Below are 23621 nucleotides of genomic sequence, written 5' to 3' on the forward strand. Positions count from 1 at the left end.
TCTTTTTACCTTTTTAGATAATTTAATACCCCTAATTATGAAGAAACTTTTAGTTTTAGTAGCATCTTTATGTTTAGTCGCGTGCAAAAAGGAAAATACTCCTTTAAATTTGTCTCAATCTGAATCATTTAGCAATTCCTTAACAATTAATTCATCCATTTCCGCTGCATCTTCAGTATCCGTAAACGTTAAAGATCACGGAGCCAAGGGCGATGGTGCGACTGATGACACAGAAGCAATTAAAAGCGCGCTTTTGTTTGCAAAAGCCAATGGAATTTCAAATATTTATTTCCCCAACGGCACCTACATGGTAGGCCAGACCGGTAACGGGGGTGGAATAATCCAACTGGTTGACGGCGTTGGCATGACTGGCGAGGGGCCTGCAACCTGCCATATTAAATTAACCGGAGGCCGAAAAAATCCAAACCCTTTATTTTATCAATATTATGTCGGCACGCCGTCTATCAGCAACGTGGTGATACAAGGTATAGATTTTAACGGCAACCTGGCCAGCCAAACTTTTGATGCCAGTTACCAGTTTTGTACGGCCTTGAGTATTAATAACGGCAAAAATATTGAAGTGAAAAACTGCAAATTTCAAAGCTTTCGCGGCGATGGCCTACTTTTTGGCGATGTTTTTGAACCCAGTTTAAACGCAAGGATAGTGACCGGTGTAAAAGTGCATGACTGCGAATTTTATAACATATACCGCGAAGCAACCATGTTTTGCTGCGTAAACGGAGCATCGTTTTACAATAACAATGTTCATGGCGATGGTTACCTGGTTGGCGGGGTAGATATTGAGCGGCATAGCGTTAATGAAGCAGTATTGAACGTGTCTGTTTACAACAACAACTTCAACTTTGGCGACGGCTACGGCCCCGTTGAACGCGGCGGCCCCAAAGTAAGATATCGAAGAGCTGTAACAATGGGATTTTTTTACGATGGCTATAAAAACGGAATAGCGGATTCATTAAGCGGGCATCATAAAATTTACAACAACAAAATTTACCAGGGCCAAATTGATTGCTGGAACATTATCAATGTGAGTTTATCTGGTAATACCTTCAGCAATACTTACGAAAACATTACAGGCGTTAGTTATTTAACAGCCCCTGCTATCAACGTGTCTGACAACGCAGGAGCAACAGGTTTAATTAATATAAGCGCCGATAATAATATCATCCACTCGGAAATTGGTAACGGAATTACTTTTAAAAACTACACTAAAGTTACCGCAAATGGCAATACTATAACAGATACCCCACTGGACGGCATAAGCATATTTGGCACCAGTGGCACTTTTTATGGCAACAACATAACAGATGTAGGTACATTGGCGGCGCCGGCTTCGGGCATCCTGATAAATGGTAATGCATCAGGTTTATACGTTGCAGCAAATACTGCAGGCAACACTACAACCGGTACCAACCGTACAACCGATTATGTGATAAAAATAGGAAGCGCGAATAATGGCGTTGTAGCTCCTAAAATAATTAGCAATAAAGGGAAGAATACTTTAAAAGGCATCGTTTCTGAATATTACTACCAGTTAAACTACGTTCAGGCTTCAAACAACACCGCCTTATAATTACAAAAGCAAGTTAAAAAAGGGAGAGTTAGTTTAAAACTCTCCTTTTTTTTGTCGTAATCAGCAGGCTGGGCAACATTTTACCCAATTGCCCGTAAACAGGCCGCTGCCAATAATCATTCCTGTTTTTTCAACAAAAATAAAAAATTTACCTAACAGATAATTTTATTAATTGTTTGTAACTATTTTGTCACAAAAGCCGTTAAACCGGGTGTGTTATTTGAAAAATACCCCCTCATGAAAAAAACTATTTTAATTCTGGCACTATTTTTTTTCGCTGCATGTAAAAAGGATAGTGTTATTTTAACCCCACAACCGGAAACTCCTTCTACAATTCAAACAGTTACTACATCATTAGCTGCTGTAACCACCCCGGCCGGCGCCTACAATGTTAAGGATCAAGGGGCAAAAGGCGATGGCGTTACCGATGATACTAAGGCAATCAGAAATGCTTTGATATATGCCAAGGCCCATGGTATGGCTAACATTTATTTGCCGGATGGCAGTTATATGATAAGCGAAACAGGCAACGGCGGCGGAATTATTAAATTGGTTGATGGTGTTGGTATGATAGGTAATGGGCCGGCAACCTGCCATATTAAACTAACGGGCGGCCGCTACAACCCCAATTCTATTTTTTACCAGGACTATGCCGGCACACCATCAATAACTAATATTACCATACAGGGTATAGATTTTAACGGCAACCTGGCGCTTCAAAAATTTGACGCTGCTTACCAATTTTGTCATGCACTAAGCATCAACAATGGAAAAAACATCGAAGTAAAGAACTGTAAATTTCAAAGTTTCAGAGGCGACGGACTCCTTTTTGGGGATTGTTTCGAAACCAAATTAAACCTCCATTTAGTATCAAATGTAAACGTGCACGATTCGGAATTTTTTAATATCTACCGTGAAGGCACCATGTTTTGTGCTGTAAACGGAGCATCTTTTTACAATAATAATGTACATGGCGACGGCTACCTGGTTGGTGGTGTTGATATTGAAAGGCACAGTGTAAATGAAACTGTGTTAAATGTATCTGTTTATAACAACATCTTTAACTTTGCCGACGGGTATGGCCCGGTTGAACGTGGAGGGTTAAAGGTGCGTTATCGCCGCGCGGTGACTATGGGGTTCTTTTATTCCGGCTATGCAAAAGGTGTTGCCGATTCATTAAGCGGCCATCATAAAATTTACAACAACAAAATTTATCAGGGACAAATTGATTGCTGGGGAATGCTTAACATAAGTATATCTGGCAATTGCTTTACCAACACATATGAAAACATTACCGGAACGCAATTTTTAACAGCTCCTGCTATAAACATCGCCGATCCATCAAATACAAAAGGACTTATAAAGGTTTCTGTTGATAATAACGTTATTAAATCGGCAATGGGAAATGGTATAATGTTTAATAATTATACACAGGCGCAGGCCAATACCAATGTAATTACTGGCACGCCTGCCGATGCTATAGCTATTTTGAATACCAGCGGATATTTTTACGGCAATAACATTACTGATGCAGGCTCGGTACTTAAACCGGCGGCAGGTATCCTGGTTAGCGGCAATTCATCAGGGTTAGAAATCACCACCAACCAGGCGGCTAACACAACGACAGGCAAATTACGCACAATGGATTATGTGGTAAAAATTGTAAGTGCTAACAACGGCAAAGTTGTTCCTAAAGTAACTAACAACAAGGGGCATAATATGCTTACCGGTATCGTATCCGTATACTGGCTCCAGGCAACGCTTGCGCAATTGCTTAATAACATTGCCAATTAACTGCTAACTGTAACGCTTAAAAAAGGGGATGCAAGCCAGATTGTATCCCCTTTTTTTATAGATAGTACTTTATTGCCCCTAAAGAATTTGAAAAACAAAAAACCTTTTTGCCAAATAAAGATTATAGTGGAGACGAATGGTTTAAATTAATGACGTATTCGTCAATGCTGATAGGTAAATATTGCTATCACAACAAAACCATAGCAGTTATTTATTTATGCTTTTAAAAATCCTGATTTTTTTTGCCATCATAGCGGTCTACCTGGCTTGGTATATAACATTACTTCTCCAAAAAAAAGACACGTCGCACCTGTTTTTTAGCTTTATAGTTACCTGCATACCTTTCCAGATGTCGTTTCCGCTATATACCCCCCCGTATTTATCTACAGATGGCATTGGATCGTTCACCGGGAAAATATTTTTGATGTTGCCGTTAATCGCATCGGTTGTGTTGCTGGTAATTCAAAAAAACAAAAATGTATTTTATATATACAAAAACGAACGGTGGGTGCTATGGATTGCGCTGCTTATCGCTATTTCGTTTGTTAACCCGTTTAACATGGCCAGGTGGGGCACCATTGCTTTTGGTATTGTCATGTTTTCATACATATTTTATTTTAGGTTAATTTATAACAGCCTAAACCCGGTACAAATCATGAACGGGATTTTTGCAAGTTTGTTGTTTTTATGTATTCTTAATTTTTGCCTGGCAATTTTATACCCGCTACTGGGGGTAAGTTTTGTAACTACAATTTTTCAGGCCGGGGGCGATATGTGGGCCACCAGGAACGGTACCCGTGCGGGTGCTATTGGTATTTTTGTAACCCCTGCTAACCTTGGGCTGTTCTCGGTTATTGCCTCTGGCTTTTTCTTTTCGGGATATTTAAACGGGTTTAAAAAGAAGCTGAGTTTATTGGCGCTTGTTATGGTTAGCATAACTATTATACTTACCTATTCCAGAACTTCCTACATAACCCTGGTTGTTATCCTGTTTACGCTTTATTATATCTTTAAAAATGCCGATAAACCGTTAATATCGCTAAAAAGCTTTTTTTTAGGTATACTGCCTGTTGCAGTATCGCTATATTGGTTAGTATTTCTATCGCCTTTTAGCGCAACATTTCTTAAAACAGATGCCGACGATATGTACCAGGCCCGGCTTGATCATTGGACTATGGGGTTGGATATCTTTCACCGGTCGCCACTTATTGGTGTTGGTATTAACAGCCATCTTGAATTTGTGAACCGGTCGCCCGAAATGAGTAAGGTAATTCATAACGAATTTTTGACATCAAACCCCATTCATAACACACATCTTATTATTCTTTGCGAAACAGGTATTATCGGATTTGCCTTATGGCTAATTTTCATTGTTACAACCTTTGCAAAAGCAAAAGCCAATATGGCTAACAATGTAAATACCATATTCTCGCTAACGGAAATTGCCTTACTGATGACTTATATTATTTATGGTTTTACAGATTGGGCTCCGGTATCGCATTCCACATTTCCAATTTTCCTGCTTTTTACCTTTTTCTTCGGTAAATACAGCTTAGCGGCAACCAAGTCTTAGTAAAATATCTCTCGGTTAAAGTAATTCCTTTCGGTCATATCCTGAATTGATACAGCAATTTTTAAAGGAAAATATAAACTCAAATTTAACATAAACCTTATTGGCTGTTGCACCGTATAAAATGGTATCAGATGCCATATAAAGTATGAATAATAAAAAGTTTGGGATATTACTTCGCGTAATCAACTTCCTTAGCATTATCACGTTGGAGAAATATTGGAAGAACGGAATCAAATTCGTTTTCAAAAAAAAAAAGAATAGTCGCATAGCTACAGAACAAATGGTTGCACAGGAGGCCGTTATTCCTCAACTGGAAATGGTATCGTCAATAACAGCTCCATGATGCTATTAAACGAATAAAGGCCTCGTTTCCAAGGCCTTTTATTTTTGCGTTGTATCCGCTAAACAAGCTACTTTTTACGAGTTCGCGCATATTCTGTCATCCAATTGAATGTCGTTATTTCTGCTAACAACTTTAATTTTTTTGCGCGCCGCGTAAAATCTAAAATGTTTATTTATCGTTGTATCCCCTTCTTTTTTTTCGGGACGATTAAATATTTTGCGCAGAATTAGATAACAAAATTGAGGGTATGTTTTTACTGACCGCCCCAAAAAGCCCTGCTCTTTATACATTCGGTAAAAAAAACGGAGGTTTAATTTATCGATAAATTGCGGATAAAAGTTAATCTCGCGTTTTGTTTGATGCAAAAAGCCACCGCAGGTATAAATAGCCCCTGTGTAACCTGCCACCCTTAATTCCAAAGCCATACTTTCTTGCAGAATAGTTCCCATGCCTATAAATACTATATCGGGGTTTGTAGCTACCACAGATGCAACCGTTTCCTGACGTTGTAAATCTGAAGTGAAATAACCATCATGAAAACCTGAAATTTCCAGGCCTGGGAAATTGCTTTTGAATACACTTACTGTATCTTTAATACTGTCGGCGTCTGTTCCAAGAAAAAAAATCCCCAAATTATTTTTTATTGCTATGTCAAATACATATGGCACTACTGACGTCATATCGCACGAAAAACGTTTTATTTTAAAAGTAGCAGCTTTTAATAAATTTAATACAAATACCAGTAAAATTCCATCTGGTGCTATCCAATCAAAGCCCTCAAATAGCACTGCATTTTTAAATGCCAGTGTATATGAATGAGGATTCAAAAAAGTTATCAATTTCTTTTTTCTTGGATCAAAGTCTTCTATTGTTTGAGGTATTTTAGAGGTAAAAATATTATAGATATCCATGTTTTCAGGGGCGTTGTTGGGTGTCACTTTGTTTGTAAATTATGCTGAATGTATTTAACATCTAAATCCCCTTACTCAAACGCGAAGCCAAGTTTAGGTGTAATAAATCGTTAGGCAGTGTATTTTTTTACCTATAGTTAATAAAAGCCCTGAATTTTAATGGTTTAGGGTATTAAAGAATGCCATACGAAATACTTGTACAACGTATCGGAGTATTAAAGTTTTCTTATTACATAAATTTGTTTTCGTTAATTATTTATTCTTGTTGTAAAAAGAAATTTTACTGTCTCTTTTTCTTAAAATGAATACAGTATTGTTATAAATAAAGTACATTTTACCATAAAAGCACATCAAATTGAATAAACCGGACATCTCAAAAAACTTTTTACGGTTTTTTACTATTTACCATTTGAAAGAGCTGACAAATAACCTGATCAGTTTTTGGTAACAGGCCCAGCAAAACATCTATCTATCTATAATATGTCCCTAACATCTACCGCTCAAACTGAACCACTAAAATTAAACTTACTTGAAAATGCCAGTTCCGTCGCAGAATCAGACAACATTGTAACTCCGGATATTGGGGGCTATATCGCAGCAGATTATCGTGTGTTTGATTTACCTGCCGATAATATTATTAACGAGAATCTTCAACAGTTTAGTAAAAGTCACGGTTTAAGTCCTGTTTCAGTTTTTATAGCAGCGTTTAATATAGTTCTTCAACGATATACCGGGCAGGCCGCTTTGTTATTGGGGCAGGCCTTCGTGAAAAAAAATAACCAAAATGATGAAATCGAATTAGGGCACATTTGGAGCGAGTTTGATAGCGATATGACTTTTATTGAAGTGGTAACGCAAACGGGTAATAGTATTTTGAATGAAGCGGCATTAAAAAAAGTGGACCGAAGCCAAATACAGAACATAACGAAATCTGTCAATACGGGTCTTTTTCAGATATTTTTTATTACAGACACAAACGCCGATAAAGCTCCCGGTTACTTAACAGATAATCAAAATATTATCACACAATTGCTGCCTACCATTGATGACCTATATTTCGGGTTACATTTTAAAGAGAACAGTGCTAAGCTGGACTTATCTGTTTTTTTTAACACAAAGAGGTTTAATATTGGCTTTTTTGAACTATTTAATGACAGATTGCTTAACCTGTTAACTGAAGCCATGAAAACCCCGGGCTTAAAACTGGGTGCTTATAATATACTTGGCCAGGGCGAATTACATTCATTATTAAACGATTTTAATAATACCGTTGTAGCTTATTCAAGCGAAAAGACCCTGTTTAACCCTTTTGAAGAACAAGTTGCTAAGCAACCCCAAAAAATAGCGATAGTTAGGGGTGAAAAAAAAATAACTTACGATGATTTGAACAGGCAAGCCAATAAACTTGCACATTTACTTATAAACGCAGGCATAACTCCGGGCGATAATATTGGCTTGCTGGTTGGCCGCGATTTTGAAATGATTACAGGTATGCTGGGTATACTTAAAGCCGGGGGGGCATATGTACCCATTGATCCTGATTACCCATTGGACAGACAGGAGTATATTTTTAACCAGTCGTCTATCAAAGTTGTTGTTGCTGATCAGAACTACCCATTAAAGTCGTTAATTAAGGCAGAGGGTTTTACACTAATTAACAGTGCGCAATCTGACAATTTAGATGATACTAATCCCGACTTAAAAATTGACAGCAAGCAACTGGCCTACACTATTTATACATCCGGTTCAACAGGTAAACCTAAAGGGGTGATGATTGAGCACCATTCGGCAGTAAACCTGGTATCATGGGTAAACAAAAAATTCAACGTCGATACAAACGATAGTCTGCTGTTTATTACATCAATGTGTTTTGACTTGTCGGTATATGATATTTTTGGCATGCTGGCAGCCGGCGGAACATTAGTAATAGCCCAAAAGGACGAAATCCAAAACGTGCAAACGCTGTCAGATATGTTGCAGAAGCATTCTATTACGTTTTGGGACTCTGTACCAACCACCATGGATTACCTGGTACGCACCCTTGAAAAAGAAACGCCGTTTTATAAGTACGCTGGTTTAAAAACAGTTTTTATGAGTGGCGATTGGATACCGGTAAATCTTCCGGATAAGATTAAGTCATTCTTTCCCGAAGCCACAGTGGTAAGTTTAGGTGGCGCTACAGAAGCTACGGTATGGTCTAACTTTTACATCATTGATAGCGTTAACCCATTGTGGAATAGTATTCCGTACGGCAAACCAATAGATAATAATTTTTTCTACATCCTGAATGATCATTTACAGCCGGTGCCCGTAGGCACCGTAGGCGACTTATTTATTGGTGGCGTAGGGGTGGCCCGCGGTTATGCCAACGACCTTGAAAAAACGYAATACTCGTTTATTGCAGATCCTTTTCATCCTGATAGCGGCGGTATGATGTACCGGACCGGCGATTTAGGTCGCATGATGCCTGATTATAATATGGAGTTCATTGGCAGAAAAGACAACCAGGTAAAAATACAGGGATTTAGGGTTGAGTTGGGCGAAATTGAAAGTACGCTTAATAACAGCGGGTTGATAAGCAATGCGGTTGTACTGGCCAAAGCCGATAGGCACGGAACCAGGCAGTTGGTTGCTTATGTAGTTGATAATCAAAACAATGAAACCGCAGACGAGACGTTAAAGGCTTATTTAAAAAAAACACTCCCAGATTATATGGTGCCGGCTATTTGGGTGAAACTCGACAGGTTACCTTTAACTCCAAACGGCAAAATTGATAGAAATGCGCTTTCTGTTGACGACGGTTTTGCACAAATTAATACAGATATTATAGGCCCCGAAACAGAAACCGAAAGGATGTTGCTTAACATCTGGAAAGATTATTTTAAAAAAGAGAATATTGGCGTTACGAGCAGCTTTTTTGAAATTGGGGGGCATTCTTTGATGGCCGTTCAAATTTTGTCAAAACTTAAAAAAACAACAGGCAAAAACTTTCAGCTATCTATCCTTTACAAATATCCAACAGTAAGGTCACTGGCTCAATTTATTGACCGGGAAACCAGCGACTACAATTTTAAATCATTAGTTGCAATTAAACCGTCGGGATCAAAATCGCCCTTGTACATTATTCATGGCGACGGGTTGAATGTGCTTAATTTTAGTCATCTTGCCAAACATGTGCATCGCGAACAACCTGTTTATGGTTTGCAGGCGCTGGGGCTTAATGGAGTAGATGAGCCGATAGATAACCTGCCGGTAATTGCCTACCATTATATGCAGGAAATTCTGCAACATAACCCACAGGGCCCTTACCTGCTTGCAGGCTATTCGTCGGGTGGATATGTGGCCATGGAAATAAGGAAACAGTTAATTGCTTTGGGCAAGGACGTTAAAATGCTTATCATTTTTGATACGGATGCCGAAAAAACAGAGTATAAAGATTGGTACTCCTTGTTACCTAAAAAAGCCAAGAGGCATTTTCCGAGACTGGTACAGGCTTTAAAGTTTTCTATAAATCAAATGTTTAGGGGCAAAGTCCTGCAAGAACCCGTACTCGTCGAACAAAAAAAAGATACCAAAGAATTTTATAAACTGGTTCAGAAAATCAAAAGCAAACATATCACAGCTTTCAGGAATTACCACCTGGAGCCGTTTGATGGCAAACTGTATTTATACCGCGCAAAGATTAGCGTACACTATGTTGAATATGGAAAGTATTTGGGCTGGGACAAGTACGCCGAAAAAGGTGTCGAACTTTTTGAAATCCCCGGCGATCATTTCTCTATGCTTCAGCCGCCCCATGTAGCAATGCTTGGCGATATTTTGCAAAATAATATCGACGATGTGACAGCAGGTACAGCAACCGCAAAGTGACCGATAAATTAGCCTAAAAAAAACTATTTGTAGCAATAAACATGCATTTTGTTTATTGCTACTCCGTTTTTATTCGTTATAGTTGTGCGGCTTAACCCGTTTACCCATGGTGGCCCCATGGCATAAATATTGCACATGCAGTTTTAATAACGATAGCTAATAATCCACCCGAGGTTATTTTATTAGTTATCGTTATTAATTCAAACTTACTGACATTTACATTTATGAAAAAAATTTCACTTATTATCCTTGCTTTAACAATAACATTAGGAGCATGCAAAAAGGGTGGCCTATCAGAAAACGCGCCCGCCAATAACGACCCTAACTATGATGCGCATAACAGCATATTCAGGGTAAAGGCAAGCTCAACAGCTGAATTTAAAGTTACCATAACCGAATACGGCAATGATGGAGTTACACCTTATAATACCGAAAATGCAGATCAAACCACCGCGTTTGATTATGGTTTTACCCCGGTAGTAGGTCATAAAATAACTGTGGCCATTCAAAGTGCAAATGGGTTAATAACTTCCAGCGTTATGTACAAGGGTATTTATCTTGACCCTGTTACTATTAAAACATCAGGTGGTGGCTCAACCGGAAGTTTTAGTTATACTGTGCCTAACTAATTTGTAGCCCTAATTGCCTGCTATTGTTAAGTGCCTTATGGATAAGGCCGGGTGTAAATAAAGCCAGGCCCCCATTATTTTATGATTAATAACAGTTTATTTAAGCTCATTTTACTATTCCCGTTTTTTATTTTAAAGGTGGGAAACTGTTACGCTACAGAAAAAAAGCTGCTTGTTAAACACGCTACAATAGCTGATATTTTAAATGTAAAAGACGCCGGTGCGGCGGGTGATGGGATTCATGATGATACCAAAGCAATTTGCGATGCCATGCGGCAGGCCAGGTCAAATGGAATATCCTCGGTTTATTTTCCTGCCGGAAAATACTTAATAAAGGAGCATGGCGATAAACCGGGAATTATCAAATTATTAAACGGCATAAGTTTAATTGGTGCAGGGGTGGCAAATTGCCATATCATTTTATCAGGTGGCCGCACCAATCCCAATTCTATATTTTACCAGGCCTGGTGGGAAGAGCCGTCGATAGATAATATTGTTATAGACGGGATTGATTTTGATGGCAACCTCGCTAAACAAAAATATGACCCCGAATACCAGTTTTGCCACGCGTTAAGTATAAACAATGGAAAAAACATCGAAGTAAAAAACTGCAAATTTCAAAGTTTCAGGGGCGATGGTTTACTTTTTGGAGATACGTTTGAACAAACGCTTAACGCCCGGATAGTTACAAACGTGGCAGTTCATAACTGTATTTTTTTTAATATTTATCGCGAAGGCACCATGTTTTGTTGCGTAAACGGAGCTTCGTTTTACGATAACCTGGTGCATGGTAACGGTTACCTGGTTGGCGGTGTTGATATAGAAAGGCATAGTGCCAACGAAAGTGTAGTTAATGTATCGGTATACAACAACCTGTTTAATTTCAGGGATGGCTTTGGCCCAGTTGAACGGGGGGAGGTAATAAAATACCGGCGCGCTGTAACCATAGGCTATTTTTATGATGGATATAAGAATGGCACCGCAGATTCGCTAAGTGGTAATCATAAAGTTTATGGTAACAAAATTTACCAGGGGCAAATTGATTGCTTTGGCCATATAAACGTTAACATTACCGCGAATATAATAATTAACACTTTTGAAAACCTTAAGGGGGTACTTCATGTTAGTACACCGGCCATTAACGTTTCGGATGCCCGTACAACCGTAGGCTTGGCAAATGTTAAGGTTGACAGTAATTACATAAAATCAACCATACCAGGCAACGGTATTGTTTTTTACAAGTACCAGGGTATTTCGTCCAGGCACAACATTTTGCGGGGAAAGAACTTAGGTGGCGTGATGCTTATCAACTCCAAAGGGGATGTTGATTTAAATATCAGTAAAAACTAACAATCAAACATTATTACGTATCAAAACAATTGAAAAAGAAAATATCAATGAGCATTTTTAAAGTAAAAAGATTCTTTATCGCCCTCTCGCTTATCACATACGCCCTGTCATCATGCCAATCCTATAAAAATGTACCTTATTACAAGGACCTGGATAAAAAAGATATTGTGACAGAAAAGATTACCAATAACTCCGATTATCTTATCCATACCGGCGATATTCTGGGTATTAACATAACGAGCCGAAACCCCGAATCGGCGGCTGTTTTTAATTATAACCTGGCCCGTGTAAATGGCAATGCTTATAACACATCGCCCGATAATCCGGTTATAGGTTATATGGTTGATGGCAATGGAAATATTCACCTGCCTTTGGTCGGCGAAATAAAAGCTTCCGGCTTAACCACCACGCAGCTAACCGAAAGCCTGGGTAAAGCCCTGCTTACTTATTTAAAAGATCCTGTGGTAAACATCCGGATAGTGAATTTTAAAGTATATGTATATGGCGATGTGGCCCGCCCCAATGCTTACAATGTTATTGACGAACACCCTACCGTAATTCAGGCGCTTACACTGGCCGGAGATTTAAATATTACAGGTATGCGTAAAAAAGTTTTGTTGATACGAAACGAAGACGGAGAACGTAAATACATACAGCTTGATCTTACTTCAAAAAACATCTACAATTCGCCCTATTTCTACCTCAAAAACAACGATGAAATATATGTAACCCCCGGACGCTCGAAGCTTGTTGCCAACGGCCTGCCTGTTTTGGGGATAATTATATCGGCTTTATCTGTTGTAGCTATAGTGTTAACGCGTAATTAAATTTTTATGAGTAACAACCCCGCACAGTTTTTAACTTTTGCTACCGAAAAAGAAAAAAACTCATCAGTTAGTTTAAGGTCGCTTTTTGCTAAATACATTTTTAACTGGCCCATTATTTTAGCAACTACTATATTGATGCTTGTTATGGCGTTTGCATACCTACAAATTGCCGATCCTGTTTACCAGGTAAAGGCAACCTTGCTGGTAAACATCCCGAAAGATGCAGATAAACCCGACGCCAACCAATCTGTTTTAGATAAGATCGACCTTCCCAAGACGGCTGATGTTGTAGAAAATGAACTGGCCAAATTAAAATCGGCCAAGTTGATTAACCAGGTCATTAATGATCTTCAGCTAAATGTAAGTTACCAGCAAAAAAACGGCCTGTTATATAATGATCTTTATGCTTCGATGCCCTTTAAGCTGGTTTTTATCAAGCCCAATGCAGATGCCGACGACAAAATCAAGACGCTGATCCAGGTAAAGGACGATAAAACCTTCCTGATGAAAACGGATGGGGATTACAAACAATACGCTTTTAATGACGTTATGCACACCGCAATTGGCACCTGGAAACTGGTGCCAGCCACTAATATTACTTCATTTAAAGATAAAACTATCAGGATATCATTACTTGATGCTGATAAGCTAACAGACTACTATCAAAAAAACATTGATGCCAGCCTTGAAGATAAACTGGCTACTGCGGTCGATCTTACTTTCAGCACCACCGATAGGCAAAAAGGCAAGGATATCATTAACCACCTGATACAGGTTTACAACCAGGATGAAATAGCCGATAAAAACAAGGAAACTCAAAATACAATTAGTTTTATTGATCAGCGCCTGGCTTCATTAACCGGCGAGTTAAATGGCGTTGAAAAAAATATTGCTAATTTTAAAAGCTCCAACAGGCTCACAGATATTACTTCAGATGCAAAATTCGAATTGGAGAAACTACAAACTAATGATAGCCGCCTTAGCGAGATTAACGTTCAGTTAAGCGTTATTGACGGAATAGAGCGGTTTGTAAATTCGCCCCATACGGCAGATAAAACTCCGGCGGTAATAGGTATAAACGATCCATCGCTCATAAGCTCAGTTGAAAAGCTTTCGCAGTTGCAGCTGCAGCACGACCAATTACTGGCCACCACGCCAGAGACTAATCCCGATTTTGAAGAGATCAATTCGCAAATTAGAACCACCAAAGCGGCAATTAAGGAAAATGTAAAAAACATTAAGGCTTCATTGCTTAATGCCCAAAGCAAACTCCAGTCGCAAAGCTCAAGTTCCGAATCTTCGATATCAAACCTCCCTACACAGGAACGCCAGTTTATCAGCATTAAGCGGCAGCAATCTATCAAAGAAAATCTGTACGTATACCTGCTGCAAAAACGCGAAGAAGTTTCTTTAAGCTATGCTACTACTTTATCAAATTATAAAGTACTTGATACTGCTCATGCTTTACCATCAAAATGGCCAAATAAAAAAATAATATACCTTGTTGCCTTGATTTTGGGCATTGTTTTGCCGGCAATAGCTATTTACATCATGCATTTACTAAGGGGCGTAGTGTTAGATCCTAAGGATGTTGAAAACGCAATCGAGGTACCTGTTTTATCCGAGGTGGCTTTAGACAGAAAAACACCAGGTATAACGCCAAAAAGTGGCTTGGTAACGGAGCAATTCCGCAGCCTGAGGACCAAATTGTATGACCTTTATAGTGCCGATAACCATTCGCATGTAACCCTGATCACATCAAGCGTTTCAAACGAAGGCAAAAGCTTTATCACCGGTAACCTGGGGCTTTCGTTGGCCAATACCGGCAAAAAAACGATAATATTAGAATTGGATTTACGGAGATCAGCAATTAAAGACCTTTTTAAATTATCGAAAAAGCATGAGGGGATTTCTGATTATCTCAACGGAAAAACTACGCTAAAAAAAATTATTCAACCATCGGGTATTAACCCGGCGCTTGATATTATCAGTAGTGGCTCATTTATTTCAAACCCAACCGAATTACTGGAAAACGGCAAATTGGGTGAATTGATTGCAGAGTTAAAAAACATTTACAGCGACATTATTATCGATAGCCCCCCGGTGCACCTGGTTGCTGATGCCCACATTATAGCGCGCATAAGTGATGTTACATTGTATATAGTTAGGCAAGGAATTACCCGGAAAAGTGAACTGAAATTCATCCGGGCATTGGTTAAAGAAAATAAGCTGCCTAACATACAAATTGTTTTTAACGGCGTAGACGTGAAAAAATTTGGCTATGGCTACGAGTATGATAACTCTTATTACAAGGCAATCCCTGCAGCGGGATAACGTAACCTGAATATTAGCAAAACAGGAGATGTGCTTAACTATCATCTCGTGTACCATCGGTTTTAAATGAAAAAATTATTTGTCTGTTCAGAATTTTACGCCGGATTATTACCATTTGCCGCCACCATTGTAAATACAATGCGCGACGAAGATACCTTTGGTGTATTTGTATGTACACCTAAATGCGATTACCGGAAAGCACTTAAACCTAACGGCGAGAATTATACCTTTTTAGATTTCCCGGAAAACAAGTTCAGAGGGCTGCTCCACAACATATTTCCCGGGCAGCTGCTGAAAACTATTGATAAGGTTTGCCTGGAAAATAAAATTGAAGTAATTCACTTATTAACCGAGGATTCGTCGCTGGCGCTTCATCTAAAGCAATTAAAAAAGCGGGCTAAAGTTTACTACACTGTTCACGACCTGTTTTTTCACGAGAAGGTTTACAAAAATGTGATAAGCTGGCTTTTACGTACTTTACTGGTAAAAATGAGGGTGACTTATCTCATAAAACAAACAGACAACCTGGTAACCTGTAGTAAATACCAGTACAACTGGATGCAGGCAAACTTTTTAAAAAAGCATATTTACTATCACGGTTTCCCTACGCTGGTTACAGAAACTATTAAAGCAGGCGATGTAACCCCTCCGGAATTGAAGGGCATCAATAATTACATTTTGTTTTTTGGGCAGGTTGAGCAATATAAAGGGGTTGATATTTTATATAATGCTTTTATAAACGATAATAAAGCTACTTCAAACCGGCATTTGGTAATAGCAGGCAAAGGACATGTTTATTTTGAACGGAATTTGCAAAAGGAATCAAATGTAGTTTTCATTAACCGTTATATAGATGACGAAGAAATAAAGAGCTTGTTTACCAATGCTTTTTGTGTAGCTTTTCCATACATATCCGGCACGCAATCGGGTATATTATCAATCCCGTATTACTTCAGGGTACCGTCGCTTGTTTCTGATATCCCATTTTTTAAGGAATTGATAATAGATGATGTAACCAGCCTTAGTTTCAACAACGATGAGCCTCGCTCAATTATGCAAAGGATAAACAATCTTGACGCTTCTTCAATCGAACCGTTAAAAGCTAACGCGTTTGCCTTTTACCAGCAAATTTATGACCCGGCAGCTTTAAAACAACAGCTCATCACTGCTTATGCAGGCAGCCCAAAATTCCAGGAGGAATTAATTTAACCTGCTTTTATGGAAATAATATCAATAACAGAAAATCATGTTGATGATTGTGTGAAAGTTTTTGTGGATGCCTATAATTCTCCGCCCTGGAACTGCAATTGGACTGCTGAAAAAGCAGGCGCATACCTTTCAGAGCTTATAAACAATACTAATTTTATAGGATTTATAGTATATGATAATGATAATGCCGTTGCTGCAATTTTAGGACACAAAAAAACATGGTGGACTAACGACCAGTTGATGGTTGATGAGCTTTTTGTAAGCAAAAGTGCTCAAAAAAAAGGATACGGAAAAAAACTAATGTCCTATTGCGAGGAATATGCTAAGGAAAACCAAATTGAACTATTGGCATTAATGACCAATAAATACCTGCCCGCATTTGATTTTTACGAAAACCTGGATTTTATCGCTGCCGACCAATATGTTTTTATGTTTAAGCAGTTGTAAATTGTAATTTTCACAACCAAAGGTTTTATTTTTTTTAACCAGGTAATAAAAAAATATTTTTTATCGCAATTCCTTTAATTTAAAGAAGTGTAGCATTGTATTTGTTAGGCCATAACAAAATACTGACCTATGGAACATAGCAATACTAATTTGAGCAGATCTTTAAACCTTATTGCCGATTATTTTCTTTTAAACCTCTCATTAATTATCGTTTACAGCGTACAACACCAAAATTATTTTAATTGGGTAAGCGATAAAAGTTATGTGCATGTAATTCTGATATTCAATTTGGTTTGGCTACTGGCGGCCAATATCACCAATTTATATCAGCTGCCAAATCCTGGTCACGTTTACAAAAAAACGGTAAAAGCTTATATTGTATACCTTGTCCTGGTATCATATATTATTATGTACCTCAATACTATCGAGTCCTATAATACCAATAGCAGATACATTTTAGTGTCTATGAGTTTATTTGGCGTTTTATTGGCCGGTTGGAAATTGTTTTTCTTCAAAGGCCTTGTGCATCAATCCGTTTTTAACAATGTTTCAAAAACAGCTGTTATTGTTGGTGACGGACGGGCAGCATTTGAGCTCCAAAAACGGTTTAGGAATGACCCGTCATTGGGCTACCAGGTTTTAGGGATCTTTAACGACAACCCGTTACGTAGTAATTTCGACCATGCATATATTGGCGAAACCGTTGATTGTATCAATTTTTGCAAGCAAAACAACGTAAGTGAAATTTTTTGTGCACTACCCTTTTCGCAAAAAAACACGATACAGAAACTGATCAAAGAGTCCGACAAAAATATGATCAGGTTTAAACTTATTCCCGAGCATTACGAATATTTTCAGGGGGCCTTGCTATCGCAAAGCTTAAATAAAATCGACGCGTACGCCATACGTGTTGAACCACTTGAAAACACCATGAACAGGATTGTGAAGCGGCTATTCGATATTGCATTCTCACTATTTGTTATAGTTTTTGTTTTGAGCTGGCTGTATCCTATTATTTATTTGCTTATTAAGTTAGAGTCAGCCGGGCCGGCAATATTTGTACAACCAAGGTCGGGTCGTAACAACGTTACTTTTAACTGTTACAAATTTAGAAGCATGCGCGTTAATAAAGATTCCAATTCGCTGCAGGCAACAAAGGGCGATGCGAGAGTTACTAAAATTGGTGCCTTTTTACGCAAATCAAGTCTTGATGAAATGCCGCAATTTTTTAACGTGTTAATGGGGGATATGTCGGTAGTTGGGCCAAGACCTCATATGTTAAACCATACCGAACAATACGCAAAATTAATTGATCATTTTATGGTGAGGCATTTTATAAAGCCAGGTATAACGGGCTGGGCACAGGTGCGCGGGTTTCGCGGAGAGACAAAGCTGGTAGAGGATATGGAGGCGCGTGTAGAAGCCGATGTTTGGTATATCGAAAACTGGAGCTTAGACCTTGATATGAAAATTATATTTTCAACCTTCTTTAAAACCGTAATTGGTGACAAATATGCCTATTAATTTGGCGATGACCATTTAGGTAAACTAACCTTCGTTATTATTGCGATTACTCGTATGATTTCCGGTAAACGGATAAATCAGAGAGTTCTATCTCATCTTTTTGATGAAAACTATGTATGAAATGGTTCCCTGATTAAATTACAAAAGCCTGCAAATTATTGATATGCAGGCTTTTGACGTGGATTTCAGCGGGGTGAATGGGAGCCTGTTAGAACATCTTGCGGCGATTCTGGCAATAATCAAAAAGGTTACGGAAAATAAAAACAAGCAATGGTCCGATTGGTTGTTGTTTTTATTTCCCAATAGTTTTAAGGCAAGGTGGTACAGTATTTTGGGATGTCTATTTTTGGTGTTTCCAAAACCTGCCTTTTCCTTCGGCTATCCATTCTAAAGCTTCATCTATTCTTTTTTGTCGTGTTTCGTCGGTTTTGGCATCGGTAATCCAAACTATATATTCCTTGCGGAAAGAGTTGGATTTGCTTTCAAAAACTTCTTTTGCTTTTGGGTTAGCCACTAATGCGGCCAACAAATAATCGGGCGTTTGCAGTACTTTGGGTTTGTCGGCTTCTGGTTTCTCTCTTTTTATCCTGATACCTTTTTCGTTTAACTGTACGGCTTCTTTAAGCATGGCTATAAATTCGTTGTCCGGCGGTAGGTCCTCTATTTTACTGACCTTCCCCAAGAATCGTTGGATCGGCTTCAAGTCCTTGTTTGCCTTCAAACGCGGGTCAGTCATCAATTCGGCCTTCAAAAACGTAAAAGAGCAATGGTTTTTATAGGATGCTACTACACACATGTTATCGCTGTTGTACTCAAAATGGGGCAGGCTCCATTTTATCGCCTCTACTACATTAGGGCAATTTTCATGAATAAGGCGGCGCCAATGCTCAAGTATGGGTTTTGCAAAATCTTCCGAGTTAGTTATATAAGCATCCACCGCAAGGTTATAGTTCATAACGTTATTTAATTTATGGTAGCAAAAAAACTTAAACTTACGCAGAAGATTTGGTCGAAAACTTGGACAAACAGGTCAATTTAATCACTTGCGTTGTTTCCGGAACTCCGAAGGAGACAAGCCTACCTGCTTTTTGAAAAATTTGCCAAAATTAGCAGGGTCTGAAAAGTTGAGTTGATAGGCAATCTCGGCAATCTCAAAATCGGTGTATTGAATGAGCGATCTGGCTTCGGTGGCCAGGCGTTCGGCAATAAAAGTAAGTGCATTTTTGCCCGAAACATGTTTGACAGATTGGGAAAGATGATTGGCAGTAACCGAAAGCATAGCTGCGTATTCCTGCACGGTGTGTTTATTGATATAATGGTTATCAATTAACTGAATAAATTTACGCAACAGGATTTGTTGCGTTGTAGCCAGACGAATGTCTTTTTTCTTTTCCAGCGCAAAGTCTTCCAGGTAGTAGAGTAAGCCGAGCAACTTTACCCTTGCTTCCATATGTTGTGTTTTAGCCGATTTTTCGTAAGCGGTAAATACAGATTCAAAATGTGGTGCCAATCGTTTAAATGTGGCGTGGTCAAACTTAAACAGGTTAGTATGTAACACGTCAAATAGGGGGAATTGCTGTTGAAAGTTTGGTTTGAAGAATGAGAAGCATTCCGGCTTAAAATAAATCACATAACCCTCCAGGGCATTGTTATGAGCAAAGCTATACACCAGATTGGGCGAATGAAAGACGAGATACGACTCAGGATCATGAATGGTCTGATCGCCATAGTTAACTTCGATCTTACCGGAATTGAATAGCAGGGCGAAAAAATAAAATGAACGTTTAAAAGGTGGCCGGTATATTTGTCGGTCCTGATCGAGTGGCTTTAACCTCAAACAGTAGAAGTCTGGATCAGTTGTTCGTCCTGGCCATGGAATAGAGGCCAAAAAATCATTGATTTCTGTGTAATAAGGAAGCGTGATTTTTATTTTCGCCATAAAATGCACCACAAGAGGGTTGATCCTAAAATAGAAAAAGAAACTGTCTTCAGCTACAGATCACGAAAAGATTCACCGCCTGGAACCGTTAATAATGGTATATTATATAGTTTTCACCCTTGTTCACGGCAACATCTCGTCAAAAACGTACAAAGAGATTTAGAACATGTCGATAGCTTCTGTCCATGTTATGAAATACGAAAACCCGACTAATGCCAGGTTTGTTGGGTTTGCGGAGAGGGACCGAACAACCGTCGATTGTTTTCTTCTCCATATCAGAAGAATTATATTTTGAAAATCTTTACGGGAGAAAGCTTCGGTATATACATTAAATTGCGGTGGGATGCAATGTCTTACGGTTTTGGTATTTCATACTCACCCCAATACCCTATAGTTTTTTGAACAAATTACAATGCAAATGTCGTTGTAATAAGTCTCTATTGAAAACAATTAATTCTATAATATCTATGGATTTAATAGAATTAATTATATATTTACAACGCCTTAGCTTTTAATGCTCATTCGACCCAAAAAGGGGAGTGCATTTAATATTCTTAAGGCAAGCTATAGTCAGGTAAACTTAATCATAATGAATACGCTTTATAACCAGTTTTTTCATAAGAGCAACTTAAATTGTAACGCTATCTTAACGAGTTGTTGATTCATCAGTCGCAATTTTATACATAGGATACACTCTACAAAACAATTTACTTTATGAGAAAAATTATACTGGCAGCCATAACTATTACATTAAGCAGCACAGTCTTCGGACAGATACTTACCCCTGTAAAATGGTCATATGCTGCAAAAAAGGTAGATAATGACCAGGCTATCGTTTTCATTAAAGCAACCATCGATAAGGGCTGGCATATTTATTCGCAGCATTTGGCAGATGGGGGGCCGATAAAAACTACCCTTAAGTTTGCCGCTAATGAAAGTTACACCTTATTAGGGAGCACAGAAGAACCGAAGGCACTAAACAAGTACGAAAAGTCATTTAGTATGAATGTTCAGTACTTTGAAAAGTCTGTTATATTTCAGCAAAAAGTAAAGCTTAAATCCGGGCAGGCATCCGTTAGTGGTACCGTGAACTTTATGGTATGCAGCGATAAGCAATGTTTACCGCCAGACGATGTAGAATTTAGTGTACCTGTAAAATAAAAATATAATATAAGCCAAATCATATAAAAAGCAGCACGATAGCCACCAATCGGTCTGTTAAAATGGTAATCGCTTTTAAACGCGTTATCATTATTAATAAAACTAATACCATGAAACCAAAGTTTACTTTATTTACAAAAGCCCGAAAACAGCATGGTGGCACCCCTGGCTGTTGTTACCATAATTGCTAACGCTTTACATTCCAGGTTTAAAAAATATTGAGCAAGATATACATCCTGGCTGTACTAAGTGCGTTGCTTTGCTATGGTGGTAATTCAGGCGTGTGCTGTACAGTTCAGGATGTTTGTCGTTTTACAAGAAAAAATTAAAAAAGACATACAAAACTTAAAAATATTCTACTAAATCTATAGATTTTATTGTATTTATCATATTTGTTGTTATCTTTACACCATTCTAATTAACCCCACCATTAATTAGTTGATTTATAAAGAATAAGGGAGAGGAAGTCTCGATGATCTTATAGCAACTTTTCAGCAGTCTGAAATAAGTGCTAAACTTTTTCCGATAGCAATTATGCCGCCGGAATATAAATTAACTAACAGTCATGAACACACTTAACAGCCATTACCCACAGCTACAACCCGCGGCCATCAAACGATGTTGTTGCCTGGTTCAGTACGTTTTCTGGTTTTAACAGCCGGATACCCTAAAAATTTATAGTGTTTTTTCAAAGGCTGTAAAGCCCAATGGATAACCTATGCCCAAATTTCCGGCATCGCATCAATTAACAACAATTAAAACTTATACAAAATGAAAACTACAAACTACTTAACCAAAACAAGGCTGCTATCTGCCGCTTTATTGCTCAGCGGGGTAAGCGTGTTATCGGCCCATGCAACCCCAAAGCCTAAATTTATAAAAGAAGGAAAATGGCGCGGCGAATTTACCGTAAGCGAATCAAAGGTGCCTTTTAATTTCGAGCTGAAGGGAAAGGATGCCGAGCATGCTGTTTTCACACTCATCAACGGCTCCCGCAGAGATAATTTTCATGTGAAATCAATTGGTACGGATTCTGTATATATCAAAATGAATACCTATGATGCCGCGCTGGTAGCCAAAATTCAGGATGATGGCTCCTTAACCGGCGAATACCGTAGCCTGGTACCGGGTTTCAGGGGCAACTCATTACCATTTACTGCAGAATATGGTAAAACCTACCGCTTTGTAGAACCCGGCAAAGATGTAGCCCCTAAAGCCGACCTGACCGGTAAATGGGAAATCAAAACATACAGTAAAGAGGCCGTTCCTGCATCTATAGCCTTATTGAAACAAAAAGGGAACAAGCTTACCGGTGTGGTAATGACCGTTGTTGGTGACACCCGCGAACTGGAAGGTACCGTACAAGGCGATGAGTTTGCGCTAAGCGGCTTTACCGGCCCAAGTCCGTTCATTATAAAAGGTAAGATCAATGCCGATGGCTCCATCAGCGGCGAAGAAGGTTTTGGCATCTATAAAAACCTGAAATTTGATGCCGCCAAAAAAACAGAGGTTGAATTACCTGATCCTTACAAACTCACATTTTTAAAAGAAGGCTATAAAAAACTTGATTTCTCATTCCCTGGTATCGATGGCAAACAGGTTTCCTTGAGTGATAACAAATACAAAGGTAAAGTAGTAATTGTAGAGATTATAGGTACCTGGTGCCCTAACTGTACCGATCAAACCGTGTTTCTATCCCCATGGTTCAATAAAAATCATCAGCGCGGTGTAGAAGCCATTGCATTAGGTTTTGAACAGAAGGACAGCCTGGAATATGCCAAATATACCTTGGGCAAGCTGAAAGAAAAATACGAAATCAATTATGATATCGCTTTTGGAGGGCTGGCCGATAAAAAACTGGTATCGCAAAAGTTGCCTGCTTTGAATAAATTCATTGCCTTCCCAACTACCATCATCATTGATAGAAAAGGCGATGTAAGGGAGATATATACCGGTTATACGGGCACCGTGACAGGTAAGTATCACGAGGATTACGAGAAGAAATTTAATAAATTATTAGATGAGCTTATTGCCGAACCGGCCCCGGAAACAGCCGCTATTGCAAATCCATCAACCCACCCAGGAAATTAACATTAACTGATCTTATATAACTAATCAA

General features: G+C 38.7%; 16 protein-coding genes and 1 riboswitch. Of the genes, 13 read left to right on the forward strand and 3 right to left on the reverse strand.

Annotated features, from left to right (window positions below):
* Nucleotides 1–37: 37 nt before the first annotated feature.
* The 3 genes from AC1DV1_RS06340 (at nucleotide 38) to AC1DV1_RS06350 (ending at nucleotide 4958) form a co-directional block, all read left to right on the forward strand.
* Nucleotides 38–1591 (forward strand): glycosyl hydrolase family 28-related protein, encoded by a 1554-nt coding sequence (locus AC1DV1_RS06340; RefSeq protein ID WP_477356687.1) that lies wholly within the window; start codon nucleotides 38–40, stop codon nucleotides 1589–1591.
* 237 nt (nucleotides 1592–1828) lie between these two features.
* The gene (locus AC1DV1_RS06345; RefSeq protein WP_477356689.1) at nucleotides 1829–3385 is read left to right on the forward strand and encodes a glycosyl hydrolase family 28-related protein; all 1557 of its coding nucleotides are present in this window, start codon (nucleotides 1829–1831) and stop codon (nucleotides 3383–3385) included.
* A 217-nt stretch (nucleotides 3386–3602) separates the two neighbouring features.
* Nucleotides 3603–4958 carry an O-antigen ligase family protein gene (locus AC1DV1_RS06350; protein WP_477356692.1) on the forward strand — a complete coding sequence of 452 codons (1356 nt, stop codon included), beginning with the start codon at nucleotides 3603–3605 and terminating at the stop codon, nucleotides 4956–4958.
* Nucleotides 4959–5375: 417 nt separating this feature from the next.
* Here AC1DV1_RS06350 and AC1DV1_RS06355 read toward each other — a convergent pair whose 3' ends face one another.
* Nucleotides 5376–6212, reverse strand: a complete 837-nt coding sequence (locus AC1DV1_RS06355) for a WecB/TagA/CpsF family glycosyltransferase (protein WP_477356694.1) — start codon at nucleotides 6210–6212, stop codon at nucleotides 5376–5378.
* Nucleotides 6213–6692: 480 nt separating this feature from the next.
* Here AC1DV1_RS06355 and AC1DV1_RS06360 point away from each other — a divergent pair, with 480 nt between their 5' ends.
* The 8 genes from AC1DV1_RS06360 (at nucleotide 6693) to AC1DV1_RS06395 (ending at nucleotide 18402) form a co-directional block, all read left to right on the forward strand.
* Nucleotides 6693–10082 carry a non-ribosomal peptide synthetase gene (locus tag AC1DV1_RS06360; protein ID WP_477356696.1) on the forward strand — a complete coding sequence of 1130 codons (3390 nt, stop codon included), beginning with the start codon at nucleotides 6693–6695 and terminating at the stop codon, nucleotides 10080–10082.
* A gap of 224 nt (nucleotides 10083–10306) precedes the next feature.
* A complete protein-coding gene (locus tag AC1DV1_RS06365; protein ID WP_477356698.1) occupies nucleotides 10307–10711 on the forward strand; it encodes a hypothetical protein in 405 nt (134 codons plus the stop codon).
* Nucleotides 10712–10792: 81 nt separating this feature from the next.
* Nucleotides 10793–12061 carry a glycosyl hydrolase family 28-related protein gene (locus tag AC1DV1_RS06370; RefSeq protein ID WP_477356700.1) on the forward strand — a complete coding sequence of 423 codons (1269 nt, stop codon included), beginning with the start codon at nucleotides 10793–10795 and terminating at the stop codon, nucleotides 12059–12061.
* Nucleotides 12062–12108: 47 nt separating this feature from the next.
* Complete coding sequence (locus tag AC1DV1_RS06375) at nucleotides 12109–12888, forward strand: polysaccharide biosynthesis/export family protein (protein WP_477356702.1); 780 nt, start codon at nucleotides 12109–12111, stop codon at nucleotides 12886–12888.
* A gap of 6 nt (nucleotides 12889–12894) precedes the next feature.
* On the forward strand, nucleotides 12895–15222 hold the full coding sequence (locus AC1DV1_RS06380; RefSeq protein WP_477356704.1) for a GumC family protein: 2328 nt from the start codon (nucleotides 12895–12897) through the stop codon (nucleotides 15220–15222).
* Between the two features lie 66 nt (nucleotides 15223–15288).
* Entirely contained in the window at nucleotides 15289–16431 is a 1143-nt protein-coding gene (locus tag AC1DV1_RS06385; protein ID WP_477356706.1) for a glycosyltransferase family 4 protein, read from the forward strand.
* Nucleotides 16432–16440: 9 nt separating this feature from the next.
* The gene (locus AC1DV1_RS06390; RefSeq protein ID WP_477356708.1) at nucleotides 16441–16878 is read left to right on the forward strand and encodes a GNAT family N-acetyltransferase; all 438 of its coding nucleotides are present in this window, start codon (nucleotides 16441–16443) and stop codon (nucleotides 16876–16878) included.
* A gap of 129 nt (nucleotides 16879–17007) precedes the next feature.
* Nucleotides 17008–18402, forward strand: a complete 1395-nt coding sequence (locus AC1DV1_RS06395) for an undecaprenyl-phosphate glucose phosphotransferase (protein ID WP_477356711.1) — start codon at nucleotides 17008–17010, stop codon at nucleotides 18400–18402.
* A 340-nt stretch (nucleotides 18403–18742) separates the two neighbouring features.
* Here AC1DV1_RS06395 and AC1DV1_RS06400 read toward each other — a convergent pair whose 3' ends face one another.
* Together AC1DV1_RS06400 and AC1DV1_RS06405 are read right to left on the reverse strand one after the other, a co-directional pair.
* The gene (locus AC1DV1_RS06400; protein ID WP_477356713.1) at nucleotides 18743–19357 is read right to left on the reverse strand and encodes a YdeI/OmpD-associated family protein; all 615 of its coding nucleotides are present in this window, start codon (nucleotides 19355–19357) and stop codon (nucleotides 18743–18745) included.
* Between the two features lie 84 nt (nucleotides 19358–19441).
* Nucleotides 19442–20239 carry an AraC family transcriptional regulator gene (locus AC1DV1_RS06405; RefSeq protein ID WP_477356715.1) on the reverse strand — a complete coding sequence of 266 codons (798 nt, stop codon included), beginning with the start codon at nucleotides 20237–20239 and terminating at the stop codon, nucleotides 19442–19444.
* Between the two features lie 816 nt (nucleotides 20240–21055).
* On the opposite strand from AC1DV1_RS06405, the gene AC1DV1_RS06410 reads away from it, so the two are divergent.
* Together AC1DV1_RS06410 and AC1DV1_RS06415 are read left to right on the forward strand one after the other, a co-directional pair.
* On the forward strand, nucleotides 21056–21502 hold the full coding sequence (locus AC1DV1_RS06410; protein ID WP_477356717.1) for a protein-disulfide reductase DsbD domain-containing protein: 447 nt from the start codon (nucleotides 21056–21058) through the stop codon (nucleotides 21500–21502).
* 440 nt (nucleotides 21503–21942) lie between these two features.
* Nucleotides 21943–22056, forward strand: a riboswitch (SAM riboswitch).
* 217 nt (nucleotides 22057–22273) lie between these two features.
* Complete coding sequence (locus tag AC1DV1_RS06415; RefSeq protein ID WP_477356719.1) at nucleotides 22274–23593, forward strand: peroxiredoxin family protein; 1320 nt, start codon at nucleotides 22274–22276, stop codon at nucleotides 23591–23593.
* The last annotated feature ends 28 nt before the right edge of the window (nucleotides 23594–23621 follow it).

It is taken from the genome of Mucilaginibacter sp. P4_D1 (assembly GCF_056401935.1).

What these genes read in the sequence shown, in the direction of transcription:
- AC1DV1_RS06340 (WP_477356687.1), top strand. Translation starts at nt 38, where the DNA reads ATGAAGAAACTTTTAGTTTTAGTAGCATCTTTATGTTTAGTCGCGTGC.
- AC1DV1_RS06345 (WP_477356689.1), top strand. Translation starts at nt 1,829, where the DNA reads ATGAAAAAAACTATTTTAATTCTGGCACTATTTTTTTTCGCTGCATGT.
- AC1DV1_RS06350 (WP_477356692.1), top strand. Translation starts at nt 3,603, where the DNA reads ATGCTTTTAAAAATCCTGATTTTTTTTGCCATCATAGCGGTCTACCTG.
- AC1DV1_RS06355 (WP_477356694.1), bottom strand. Translation starts at nt 6,212, where the DNA reads ATGGATATCTATAATATTTTTACCTCTAAAATACCTCAAACAATAGAA.
- AC1DV1_RS06365 (WP_477356698.1), top strand. Translation starts at nt 10,307, where the DNA reads ATGAAAAAAATTTCACTTATTATCCTTGCTTTAACAATAACATTAGGA.
- AC1DV1_RS06370 (WP_477356700.1), top strand. Translation starts at nt 10,793, where the DNA reads ATGATTAATAACAGTTTATTTAAGCTCATTTTACTATTCCCGTTTTTT.
- AC1DV1_RS06375 (WP_477356702.1), top strand. Translation starts at nt 12,109, where the DNA reads ATGAGCATTTTTAAAGTAAAAAGATTCTTTATCGCCCTCTCGCTTATC.
- AC1DV1_RS06380 (WP_477356704.1), top strand. Translation starts at nt 12,895, where the DNA reads ATGAGTAACAACCCCGCACAGTTTTTAACTTTTGCTACCGAAAAAGAA.
- AC1DV1_RS06385 (WP_477356706.1), top strand. Translation starts at nt 15,289, where the DNA reads ATGAAAAAATTATTTGTCTGTTCAGAATTTTACGCCGGATTATTACCA.
- AC1DV1_RS06390 (WP_477356708.1), top strand. Translation starts at nt 16,441, where the DNA reads ATGGAAATAATATCAATAACAGAAAATCATGTTGATGATTGTGTGAAA.
- AC1DV1_RS06395 (WP_477356711.1), top strand. Translation starts at nt 17,008, where the DNA reads ATGGAACATAGCAATACTAATTTGAGCAGATCTTTAAACCTTATTGCC.
- AC1DV1_RS06400 (WP_477356713.1), bottom strand. Translation starts at nt 19,357, where the DNA reads ATGAACTATAACCTTGCGGTGGATGCTTATATAACTAACTCGGAAGAT.
- AC1DV1_RS06410 (WP_477356717.1), top strand. Translation starts at nt 21,056, where the DNA reads ATGAGAAAAATTATACTGGCAGCCATAACTATTACATTAAGCAGCACA.
- AC1DV1_RS06415 (WP_477356719.1), top strand. Translation starts at nt 22,274, where the DNA reads ATGAAAACTACAAACTACTTAACCAAAACAAGGCTGCTATCTGCCGCT.